The sequence below is a fragment of the Fibrobacter sp. UWH6 genome (genome assembly GCF_900142465.1).
Taxonomy (GTDB): domain Bacteria; phylum Fibrobacterota; class Fibrobacteria; order Fibrobacterales; family Fibrobacteraceae; genus Fibrobacter.
On record NZ_FRAX01000010.1, the window covers coordinates 127925 to 138873 of the forward strand.

The window sequence follows — 10949 nt, forward strand, 5'->3', positions numbered from 1 at the left end:
CCTTACATTTCCGTGGTGGCGTCTTGCATCATGAAACTAATGTCAGAAATGCCTTCTACAGCAGAAAGTTCCTTCAGGATCTCTGCAGCAGGACGGTTGGCACGGAGACGGACCTGGTAGGCGCAATCCACACGGGCACCGCCATCAACCTCGCGCATGGTAATGAGCACGTAGGTCTTGATGTTCTTGCGCATGATATCTTCGATAGCCTGACGGGGAGCGGATTCATTGGGCATGGCAAAGCGGAGCATGCCGTCAAAGAAGTGCTTGGTACCCAGACCGGTACGGGAAAGGAGGAAAGCTACAGCGCAGAAGGCCAAGGTACCGCCGGCTGCAGCACCCCAGGCGTACACACCGCAACCGATACCGGCGCCCAGGGAAGCGAAAATGAACATGATGTCGCGGGGGTCCTTAAAGCTGGTACGGAAGCGAACCACGGAAAGGGCACCCATCATACCAAGACCACGTCCTACGTTATCACCGATGGCAGACATCACCATGGCGGCCACCACAGAACTCAGGACTATACCCTGAACAAAATTACGGGAATAGGACAGGCCAAGGAAGGTCTTTTCGTAAGTCCAGGCAATAACGGAAGAAAGAATAAAGGCCAGAATAAGAGTGTAGGCCAGAGTAATCAGAGAAGCGTTGGCTGTGCCGGACTGGACAGCTAAAAGGTCTAACATAAAGACTCCGTTGGTTTACTGTATTTTTGCCCCCATAATTTACCTTTTTAAGCCCTAAATTTAAGGGTTTTTGTGTAAATTCGGCTGAACAAAGCAAACCAAACAGCACCTTTGAGGCCATTTTCGGGAATAAATCACCTCAATTTTTCAAACACCAACCGTAATATAATCTAAAAAATCAGTTAAAACGCCCTATTTGCATTTTTTTACGTCCGCCTCGTTCGGATACGAGAGCCTCTATCAAGAAGAGGAGGGCGGCAAGACCCAGGAAAATCTGGTAACGGTCCTGGTAGTTTTCCATACGGTCGCTGGCCTGTTCCTTCTTTTCGAGGGATGCGATTTCGGTCAGCACCTTCTGGAGCTGGAACTCACCGGGACTGGCATAGAAATACAGGCCGCCGGTGACGCTGGCGATTTCCTGGAGGGTTCCGTCTTCAAGGCGGGTAGTCACAATGTTACCCTGGACGTCCTTCTTGTAGGCCACTTCCCCATTGCGGCTGGGCACGGGAATAGGCACGCCTTCGCGGGAACCGATACCGATGGTATAGATGCGGATCCCCATTTCTGCGGCTTCCTTGGCGGCATTCACGGCGGCAGCTTCCAGTTCTTCACCATCGCTCATAAGGATCATGACGGAATACTGGCCACCAGTGCCGGCATTCCTGTACAGCGACATACCCTTGCGGATAGCGTTTTCCAGATTGGTGCCGGGCATGAGCCAGCCGGGATTCAGTTCACGGAGCATCATCTGCACGGTACCGTAATCCAGAGTCAGGGGAACCATGACCTGGGCTTCGCCGGAGAAGGCCACCAGACCGACGCGGTCGCCGGAAAGGCTTTCCAGGAAGGCGGAAATCTCGTGACGGCTGCGGGTCAGACGGTTCGGCTTGATGTCTTCTGCCAACATGGAAAGGGAAATATCCTGAAGCAGCACCAGATCCAGACCGCGACGTTCAATATGTTCCATCTTACGGCCCCACTGGGGTCGAGCCAGAGCCACAAACAAGAAGGCGATGGCCAACAGCAGCAACAGCACCTTGGCAAGTCTACGCCAGGGGGACACCGAGGTGGAAAGCTTCGGCAGCATGGAAAGAGAGACAAAGCGGGCAGCCAGCTTCTTGCGACGGTGATAGGCGTACACAAAGAGCAAGGCAAACAGCGGGAGGGTCAGCAAGCCCCACAAAAACATCGGTTCAGCAAAACGCATGGCAAATAGTTAAGAGTGAATAGTGAACAGTGAATAGTGAAGAGGTCTTTTGACGTGTCATTCTGAACTTGTTTCAGAATCCCATGAATGCACGAGACCCTGAGCGCCCTCAGGGTGACGCCAGGCGCCTCCGGCGCGATTATAGGATCTTGTATCTGAATCCTGCCTCACGGGATCCTCACGAATCTTGTGTTGGCGAGGAGCAGTTCCAGCAAGATCAACAGGGCGCCAACTAACAACCAGGGGTAAAACTTTTCTGCATAGCGGGCATAGGCCACCGTCTCGATTTCTGTCTTTTCCAGTTCATCGATTTCGGAATAGATCTTTTCAAGTTCGTCCTTGTTCTCGGCGCGGTAGAAACGGCCGCCGGTCTTCTGGGCAACAGCCTTCAGAACATCCTCATCGATACCTTCTTCGGGGGTAATATCACGTTCGCCCCAGCTAATATCCCCTGTCCAGGGGTTCTGCTGGAAGGCCAGAATCTTGCCATTGCGCTTACCCACGCCAATGGTATAAACCTTTACACCCAGGGACTTGGCCACTTCGGCGGCACGAACCGGCGGAATCACGCTGGCGTTATCCTTACCGTCGGTCAAGAGGACCACCACCTTGGACTTGGCCTCGGACTTTTCGAGTCGTGCCAGGGCGTTCATCAATCCATCACCGATAGCGGTACGGCCGGCAATAACGGAATCCTTGGCCAGTTCATCGCTGGCGCCCAGGATTTCAAGAAGGCTCCCGTAATCCAGAGTCAGGGGGCACTGGGTCATGGCGCGGGAACCAAAGGCCGACAGGCCGATACGGTCGCTATGGCGCTTCTTTATAAAGTCTGCGATGACCTCCTGAGCGTACCCCATACGGCTATACTTCCAGTAGGCTCCGGTCTTCAAAATTCGTTCGGCATTCATGACCCCAAGTTTTGCCTGTTCGGCGCGGGTCAACATATCCAAGGTACCCATGGAGCCCGAAACGTCCAAGGTCAGCATGATATCGACGCCATCGGTAGAGGTGTATTCCACTTCCATGGCATTCTGGGGGCGGGCCAGGGCAAAAACAAAACAGCAGAGGGCAGCCAGTCGCAGGACCGGCACAATGTGGCGGAACTTGACACGACGGCTGGGGACCGCCTTCTTGGCGATGGACAGGGCAGGGAACTTGATGGTACTCTTGCGGCGTCTATTGCGGTAGATATAAGAGGCAATAAGAATAGGAACCAGAAGCAGAAGCCAGAAGGCCTCGGGATTCTGAAAATGCAAGGTACCGATATCCATAAAAAACTCCAAATGACATCAAATATTCGTTTAGCGGTTCATAATATACAAAAAAAGGCCCCCCTACTTACGTAGAGAGACCTTATCTTAAAAATCAGCTCTTAAAAAAGCTTAGAATTTAACCACAGTCCAGCTTACGGGCTTTGCTTCTTCGGGGTTTGCCATGCCAGTCTTGTTCTTGGGCAGCACGTAGAAGGAAACCTTTTCAGCAGAAGTGATAGAAGAAGGCAGGTTAGTCAGAGTTTCAGAGTAGCTGGTGGAAGACGTGTAGGTGAACTGGACGAAATCGTTGGATTCGTCGGTCTTGTAGTAGATTTCGTAGGTATCTACATCACCAGTGGGAGCCTTCCAGGTCAGGTTCAAGTTCATCATGGCCAGGAGTTCAGAATCGCTATAGCCATAGTCTTCTTCGTATTCAGGATCATAGCCGGTGGTATCCACAAAGACCTTCAAGTTGGAGACCTGACCAGGCAGGGCAACGGAACCGATGGTGAATACGTCAGAGTAGACAACCTTGCCACCTTCCTTGCTGTAGGCAACACCGTTAACGGTGTAGGAAGCGTCATCGCTCCAGCTACCGGAAACCGGTTCGATAACCACAGTCTTCTTGTCCTTAGACAGAGACTGGGTGGTAAGAACAGCATAACCGTTACGCTTGACAGTCCAGTTGTTCAGCAGGGAGTCTGCATCCAGAGCGGTAGAGAAGGTCAGTTCGATGTTCTTGTCGGTATCCATCTTGCTGAGATTGCTGCTCAGGAAGTGAGGAGCCTTGGAGTCACGCTTCAGGACCAGCATGTCCATATCCTTGGAAGAACCGGTACGGACACCCACAGCGGAAACGGAATTTTCGGGAATGTAGATCTTTTCGTCGATGGTAGACTGAACAGTTTCGATGCTAAACTCAACCTTTTCGGCCACGTCTTCGAACTTGTAGGAGCCATCCTTGCCAGTCTTCATTTCGATTTCAGACGGGAAGATGGAAGCTTCGGGGTAAGAAAGGATCACGGTCACGTTCTTGGCCGGATTCAGGTTGCCAGTTTCGGCATCGCGGTAGTAGACGTTACCGGAAACGGTGACGCCAGCCTTGTACATGGGAATGGTCTGCACCACGTCAGGAACGCGGGACACGTCGTTTGCACCGGTTTCTTCGACGCTGACATAGGAACGGACAGTTGCGTAACCGCTCTTGGAAACTTCGAAGATGTAGCCACCGATATCGTTATTGTCAAAAACGACATAACCGCTGGAATCAGTCTTTTCGGTTGCGGCACTGTACTGAGAGCGGACAGAAGCACCAGCGACCGGAGTGTTGGCATCGCCATCCATCACGGACAGGGTAATCTTGCCCTTGCACTTGGCTTCTTCAAAAGAATTGACGACAGTGTTGTCGGAGCAGGCTGCGAGCATAGCAATAGCAGCTGCGGGAACGAGAATCTTTTTCATATTTTCCTCTTTAGGTTAAATCCCCTATTGGACTCGCATACAATATAGCATATTGCGTAAGATTTTTATTGCCTTTTCGTCAATTCCACAAACCTGATTTAAGCCTTATTGAAAAAATCCAGAATTTTTTGCTTATACTCGTGATTTTCGTCATAGGCGGCATGGCCCAGCCCCTCATACATGAAGAATTCGCTGGGGACGTTTTCGGCCTGGAGCTTGGCAAAAATCTTTTCGGAAGCAACAGTCGTGACTACGGAGTCATTACCGGCAGCGATCACATAGACCGGACACCTGATCTTGCCCAAGTCATCGTAAGTATCCACTCCGGCACAGGCGGCAGACATAATGGAAAAACGATGCATTTCTTCGGGAGTCACACCGGAATTCATTTTCAGCAGCACCTTGCGCCAGCGATCCACGAATTCCTTGCTGAAGCAGTTGTCGATGAAGGAATTCACCAGTTCCTCGGCACGGCCTTCAATAGCCATGTCGGTCCAGCCACCGATACATTCCAGCTGGCGGGGTTCCGCACGGGAAGAGGAAGAACCAAGTACCAGCTTACGGATCAGTTCCGGATGGTTGATGGCCATGTACTGGGCCACCATGCCGCCCTGTGACGAACCAAAAACGTCAGCGTCCTTGATTCCGAGAACCTTGAGGGTTTCGGCCAGGTCTTCGGCCATTTGCGAAATGGGGTACACTTCCGGAGGGTTCTTGATTCGATCAAAAAGGTAGCAGGTATAGTCCTGCTTAAAAATCTTATAGCCAACTTCAACCGACGAAGCCGAGTTCAACACATTCTTGAGGCTAAGACCAGGAATAATGATGAACGTCTTGGGGCCATCACCAAACTTAGCGTATTCCATTTCAAATTTTTCGGTTTTTACCGATAGGATTTCTGCCATAACGACCTCCGTAAGGAGCACAAATATAGTAAATTCAGAACGTCAAATTTTTATTTTCGGTCCATCATGAAATTTCAGCATTTTACATTCAATCCGTTCGGCGTGAACTGCTTCGTATTGAGCAACGAACAGGGCGATGCCATCCTTATCGATCCCAGCGTTTCAAACACAATGGAACAGCAGACATTGGACAAGTACATCAAGGAGAATAACCTGACGGTGCGAAGGATGCTGAATACCCACCTGCACCTGGACCATGTGCTAGGCAACGCCTTCGTGGAACGCACCTACGGCGTAAAGGCAGAAGCCCACCAGGAAGATGAATTTCTTTTGGATCTGCAGGAAGAACAAAGCGAACTTTATGGGTTACCGTTTGAGGATCCCGCCCCCGCCCTGGGGGACTATATCGCCGAGGGCGATACAGTGGAAGTCCCCGGAGTAAAACTCCATGTCCTTCACGTGGCAGGCCACTCCCCCGGCGGCGTCGCATTCTACTGCGAAAAGGCTTCACTGCAGTTAGCTCCATCAAAAAGCATCGAGGTTCCGCTACTGTTCTCGGGAGACATCCTCTTCGCCGGAAGCCGCGGACGCTCCGACCTTTTCGGAGGCGACGATCACGCCCTGGTAACGGGAATCAAGAACAAGCTGTTGACACTGCCCCCAGAAACCATCGTACTCCCCGGCCATGGTCCAAGCACAACCATCGAAGAAGAAAGAAAATCGCAATTCTGAGCGAAGAGCGGGGAACGATGAGCCGTGAGCGACGAGCTAGATAATCGCGCCAACGGTGCCTAAGTTGTTAACTCATATCTCGTAAATGATAATTTTCTCTAGGCGATAGGCTTCAGGCGTTCAGGGTCTCGTGCATTCATGGGATTCTGAAACAAGTTCAGAATGACACGTCAAAAGATCTCTTCACTATTCACTGCTTACTTCTTCTCAACCACTTTCCCCAGGGGGGTCTGCATTTGTCGGCGGAAGTTGGCGTAGATGCTGGGAGAGGTGATGTGGTACAGCGATTCCTTCACCATGGTCTCTACGTTAAAGGCCAGGGAATCGAAAACGTACTTGTAGCTTTCGATGGTATCGTCGAAGCCGATGACATAAGGACGGGGGTAGCCCTTGTCGCTATAGATGTCCAACAAGGTCAAGGCCACCCAATCGTTAGAACACACAAACGAATTGAGGGTCGCCCCATCCAATAGCCGTTCCACCATGGCACGCAAATACGCCTGGGGAGTGACGCCCTCTTCGGCGGCCACATCGGGAATATCAAAGGGACTGGCAAAGCGGTCATCCACCAAAGGCAAAACTTCCAATCCAGAAATTTCCAAACCTTCCATTCGGGCCTTAGACCAGAAGCTGTTATGGAAGGGCGAAATAAAATGCACCCTCTGCAAGCCCTTGGACTTCAGGTGTTGCGCCACGATAACGCCCGCTTCCTTACCAAAGGCCACATTGTAGAACGCCCACTTCTTTCGGTTCTGTGTCGTCTTGGGAACATCATTGGGGGAATACTCCCACCACACCGAAATGGGGCCCGTGAACTTTGCAAAATGATTGAACAGGTTCGAGGGATTGAACACCAGCCAGGTCGACAGGAATGCACCCAGACAGTGAACGTCATCCCTGGGAACAAAGGGGCGTCCATCCGAAGCAAACAGGGTATCGCTGGATTCGTGATAGCCTACGAAATGCACCGCGATTTTCTGTTCCGCTGCAAACTGGGACATCATGCGGAATACTTCGGTTTCACGTTCCGCATCGATCCTAAAATGGCCATGTTCATCGGAACGGTGGACGAAAATAATGTAGTTGGAAAATCCGACCGGACGTTCTTCGTTAAAATAATACTTGGCCCCCACCTGGCGCAGCACGCCGCGGGCCACCTGGGCGCTTAAAAAATTCTTGACGCTGTAGGGCGAAACCTTGTAGCGGATCGACAGTTCCTTAATAGAAGGCAAACGTTCGAAGGCATTCAGGAATCCCGCTTCCAGGTCTCTGGCGAACTGGGCTTCCACTACGGAATTGGTATCGCTCTTGGGAACCGACATGGCCACGGGCAGATCGCCCCAGAAACAGCCCTTGCCCTGATAAGACTTGATAAAGCCCTCGTCCGAAAGTTCCCTATAGGCCTTGTGGACGGTAGCGGTAGAAAGCCCCAACTGGGCGGCCATCTTACGAACCGACGGCATCTTGTCGCCATCGTTAAAACCGGCTGCGGCAATGGACTTCTTTACGTCTTCAATTAGCATGTCTATTCCCTCTTTCACCCTAAACTATAATAAATTTATACGAGCATGCAGCAGAGCAAGGGAAGAATTTTGTGGATTGACGAGTTCAAGGGATTCGTCCTGTTACTGGTGTGCCTATTCCATGTGGAACAGTCCTTCAAGAATATCGACTTCGGGATGTTGCACCTGAGCGCCATGCGCATGTCCGCCTTCTTCTTTATTTCCGGGGTGCTGTTCAGTACCCGCCGATTCAAGGATTTCAAGAGCTACGCCCTCCACAAGACCGAAGTGCTGCTCCTCCCCTACATCTGGCTTTCGCTGCTGTTCCTGGCCCTAGATCCTGTGGTATGGAACTTTGACTGGTTCCCCCGAGCCCCCAAGATGCAAGTATTGACAATCCGGCCCGAAATCCACACCCTCAAGGATTATGTAGGATGGAACCTGGCCAAGATATTCGTGGCGGGGAAATCCAGCATCGGGTCGGGACCTATCTGGTTTGTATTTACGTTGTATTCCATCAGCCTGATGTTCTTTGGAGTGCAAAAAACCAGCGTCATTCTGAGCAACGCGAAGAATCCAGTCCTTCAGAAAATAATTGTAGCCGCCGTTGCCGCAAGCAGTTTAATCGCTGGTTGGTTGCTTTTCAAAAACCACATCCGCCTGCCCCTGGGAATCGAACGTGACCTGACCTGCCTTGCCTTCTTCGCCCTGGGCAACCTCTGTAAGGAACCCATCCAGAAGTTAAGCAAGCATTCCCTATTGACTTTCTTTTTAACGATTGCGGCACTAGCCCTCTACATCTATTTTGAAAAGCCAGATCCCTGGTTCAGCATCATGAACAACGACCTGGGAAAAGATTTGCCCCAGTTCATATTGAGTTCCATTTTTGGTATTTTGGCGCTGATCGGGGCCTTCCAACTTTTTTCAAAACTGCCGGATGTAAACGTCCTGCGCATCGTCAAGGGAATCCTGCGGAACATCTCCCGGAACGCCCTGATCATCCTGGCGGTTCACTGGTGGGCGCTGCTGGTGTTGCGAACCGTATTCAAGCCTCAGCTGGACAAACCTATTATCGCCAACCTCTCGATCCTGATCGTAACCGCATTCTCAATCGGAGCCATTCCCCTGTTCCGCTGCAAACTCTACAAAGTCATCGGCAAGGAAAAGACAACCGTCAAGGAAAGCCTGAGCATTAAGTGAGAATTCATATCTCGTAACTCATATCTAATCTACAGTGCTCTTAGCCAGGCCATGAATTTTTTGCTGTCGGGGTCACCGATTTTACTTAGGTTTTCTACTTGTTCAAATAAGCATCTGTAAGCGACAAGGCAGTTCTTGCGAGATACGGCGTACTCGGTGCTATTCTTTTTTGAGGTGTTGTTATCCAGGGCCTTACGGCACTGAACATATTGATTATATTCCCGCAGCAAGGTAGCCACCCGTTCATCCATGGCCACTTCCTTCAGCTTTTCCATGGGAATGGCAGACGCGATCCGCACCGCATTTACAATGGTCGCTTTCACTTCTACGACACGATACCCCCACACGGCATCATCAAAGGCTTCTACAAGAGTAGACACCAGTTCCTTGTGTTTGGAGCTATTATAGCGGGCAAGCGATTTTACGCCCAGTCGACATATTTTATATGCATTTACAATATTCCAACGGCATTGAGCAAGATTCAAATTCTTGGGAACCAGGATAACTTTGGACAACGCAGAAACTTGCGCTACATAGTTTTGAACAGCATGGGTAAGCAAGGGATTGGTAATCATCTTTGCGCCCTCACTGATTTCAAGATGTTGCTTCAAAAAAGAAATCATCCCCATGTCACTAAAGTAATTAATCTTTTTATGATTCATGCTCCATAACCTTCATTTACTCAAAATATAGAAAAAGCTTATGCTCAACATTTGCATAAATTAATCATACTTTATATTTACTAAAAGCCACCATTTGTATACAAGCGCACAAAAAGTTCCGCTAATTTACTATTACACCGGCACATTTCCATGTAAAAGTTCTACGGATTCACATTTCGTATTATGCATTCCCATGTGTTCATGACTCAAGACTACTATTGCACACATACATTCCCATGTAAAAGTTCTACGGACTCACATTTCGTATTATGCATTCCCATGTGTTCATGGGTCAGGGCAACTACTGCACACATGCATTCCCATGTGTTCATGGCTCAAGGCCACTACTGCACACATGCCTCCCCATGTAAAAGTTCTGCGGACTCACATTTCGTATTATGCATCCCCATGTGTTCATGGCTCAAGGCCACTATTGCACACATACATTCCCATGTGTTCATGGGTCAGGGCAACTACTGCACACATGCATTCCCATGTGTTCATGGGCCAGGGCAACTACTGCACACATGCATTCCCATGTGTTCATGGGCCAGGGCAACTACTGCACACATGCATTCCCATGTAAAAGTTCTACGGACTCACATTTCGTATTATACATTCCCATGTGTTCATGGCTCAAGGCTACTACTGCACACATGCCTTCCCATGTAAAAGTTCTGCGGACTCACATTTCGTATTATGCATCCCCATGTGTTCATGGCTCAAGGCCACTATTGCACACATACATTCCCATGTAAAAGTTCTACGGACTCACATTTCGTATTATGCATCCCCATGTGTTCATGGCTCAAGGCTACTACTGCACACATGCATTCCCATGTGTTCATGGGTCAGGGCAACTACTCCATCGCCCCACACCCATGTATTCATGGCTCGGAGCCCTATACTATTCAGAGTGTATAATAAACAAATATTTTTTAGTTAGACTTTTAATAAAAACGCTTATTTTTCTTTATACCACCTGCATTCTGGGCCATTCCAAGAACAGCTTCCTTTAAAAGCGACATCATCAATTTTTCTAGAGCATCACTGCCGCCAACCAGATACACAGCCAACGCAAGCGGAATAACATCACTATAATCGGATACAGACTTTGTGGATGGCGGAGAACCTTAATTTTGACAATGGTTCTCCCTGCGCCAAGGAATCCTGTTCAGAAAAAGGTCGAGAATACACCCCGATGGCCGCGCAAAACGCATGCCCGAATGGCTGGCATTTGCCTACTGAAATAGAGTGGAACATACTTTTTGATAATGTTGGTGGAATAGATATCGCAGCAGCCCGCCTAAAGGCAACCGAGGGGTGGACACCCTTGAACCC

At 49.9% G+C, this 10949-nt stretch carries 10 protein-coding genes; 3 read left to right on the forward strand and 7 right to left on the reverse strand.

Annotation, left to right across the window (positions count from 1 at the left end; all coding sequences use genetic code 11):
* Nucleotides 1-2: 2 nt before the first annotated feature.
* The 5 genes from BUB73_RS10020 to BUB73_RS10040 all read right to left on the reverse strand — a co-directional run bounded on the left by BUB73_RS10020 (nucleotide 3) and on the right by BUB73_RS10040 (nucleotide 5512).
* On the reverse strand, nucleotides 3-686 hold the full coding sequence (locus tag BUB73_RS10020; protein ID WP_073158725.1) for a DUF4956 domain-containing protein: 684 nt from the start codon (nucleotides 684-686) through the stop codon (nucleotides 3-5).
* Nucleotides 687-864: 178 nt separating this feature from the next.
* A complete protein-coding gene (locus tag BUB73_RS10025) occupies nucleotides 865-1893 on the reverse strand; it encodes a VWA domain-containing protein (protein WP_073158723.1) in 1029 nt (342 codons plus the stop codon).
* A 167-nt stretch (nucleotides 1894-2060) separates the two neighbouring features.
* Nucleotides 2061-3164: a vWA domain-containing protein gene (locus tag BUB73_RS10030; protein ID WP_073285424.1), complete on the reverse strand. Its 1104-nt coding sequence runs from the start codon at nucleotides 3162-3164 to the stop codon at nucleotides 2061-2063.
* 111 nt (nucleotides 3165-3275) lie between these two features.
* A complete protein-coding gene (locus BUB73_RS10035; protein ID WP_073158717.1) occupies nucleotides 3276-4607 on the reverse strand; it encodes a fibronectin type III domain-containing protein in 1332 nt (443 codons plus the stop codon).
* 98 nt (nucleotides 4608-4705) lie between these two features.
* Nucleotides 4706-5512, reverse strand: a complete 807-nt coding sequence (locus BUB73_RS10040) for an alpha/beta fold hydrolase (protein WP_073285427.1) — start codon at nucleotides 5510-5512, stop codon at nucleotides 4706-4708.
* Nucleotides 5513-5578: 66 nt separating this feature from the next.
* On the opposite strand from BUB73_RS10040, the gene BUB73_RS10045 reads away from it, so the two are divergent.
* Nucleotides 5579-6244, forward strand: a complete 666-nt coding sequence (locus BUB73_RS10045) for an MBL fold metallo-hydrolase (protein WP_073234425.1) — start codon at nucleotides 5579-5581, stop codon at nucleotides 6242-6244.
* Nucleotides 6245-6441: 197 nt separating this feature from the next.
* Here the strand turns inward: BUB73_RS10045 and BUB73_RS10050 are convergent, their stop codons facing one another.
* Nucleotides 6442-7767: a GntR family transcriptional regulator gene (locus BUB73_RS10050; protein ID WP_073285430.1), complete on the reverse strand. Its 1326-nt coding sequence runs from the start codon at nucleotides 7765-7767 to the stop codon at nucleotides 6442-6444.
* A 45-nt stretch (nucleotides 7768-7812) separates the two neighbouring features.
* On the opposite strand from BUB73_RS10050, the gene BUB73_RS10055 reads away from it, so the two are divergent.
* A complete protein-coding gene (locus tag BUB73_RS10055; RefSeq protein WP_073285433.1) occupies nucleotides 7813-8946 on the forward strand; it encodes an acyltransferase family protein in 1134 nt (377 codons plus the stop codon).
* A gap of 29 nt (nucleotides 8947-8975) precedes the next feature.
* On the opposite strand, the gene BUB73_RS10060 is transcribed toward BUB73_RS10055, so the two are convergent.
* Nucleotides 8976-9608 (reverse strand): hypothetical protein, encoded by a 633-nt coding sequence (locus tag BUB73_RS10060; protein ID WP_073158694.1) that lies wholly within the window; start codon nucleotides 9606-9608, stop codon nucleotides 8976-8978.
* A 1120-nt stretch (nucleotides 9609-10728) separates the two neighbouring features.
* Between BUB73_RS10060 and BUB73_RS10065 the strand changes: the two genes are divergently transcribed.
* Nucleotides 10729-10949 (forward strand): FISUMP domain-containing protein (locus BUB73_RS10065; protein WP_305774337.1); only part of this gene is annotated, 221 nt, incomplete at its 3' end.

What these genes read in the sequence shown, in the direction of transcription:
- BUB73_RS10020 (WP_073158725.1), bottom strand. Translation starts at nt 686, where the DNA reads ATGTTAGACCTTTTAGCTGTCCAGTCCGGCACAGCCAACGCTTCTCTG.
- BUB73_RS10025 (WP_073158723.1), bottom strand. Translation starts at nt 1,893, where the DNA reads ATGCGTTTTGCTGAACCGATGTTTTTGTGGGGCTTGCTGACCCTCCCG.
- BUB73_RS10030 (WP_073285424.1), bottom strand. Translation starts at nt 3,164, where the DNA reads ATGGATATCGGTACCTTGCATTTTCAGAATCCCGAGGCCTTCTGGCTT.
- BUB73_RS10035 (WP_073158717.1), bottom strand. Translation starts at nt 4,607, where the DNA reads ATGAAAAAGATTCTCGTTCCCGCAGCTGCTATTGCTATGCTCGCAGCC.
- BUB73_RS10040 (WP_073285427.1), bottom strand. Translation starts at nt 5,512, where the DNA reads ATGGCAGAAATCCTATCGGTAAAAACCGAAAAATTTGAAATGGAATAC.
- BUB73_RS10045 (WP_073234425.1), top strand. Translation starts at nt 5,579, where the DNA reads ATGAAATTTCAGCATTTTACATTCAATCCGTTCGGCGTGAACTGCTTC.
- BUB73_RS10050 (WP_073285430.1), bottom strand. Translation starts at nt 7,767, where the DNA reads ATGCTAATTGAAGACGTAAAGAAGTCCATTGCCGCAGCCGGTTTTAAC.
- BUB73_RS10055 (WP_073285433.1), top strand. Translation starts at nt 7,813, where the DNA reads ATGCAGCAGAGCAAGGGAAGAATTTTGTGGATTGACGAGTTCAAGGGA.
- BUB73_RS10060 (WP_073158694.1), bottom strand. Translation starts at nt 9,608, where the DNA reads ATGAATCATAAAAAGATTAATTACTTTAGTGACATGGGGATGATTTCT.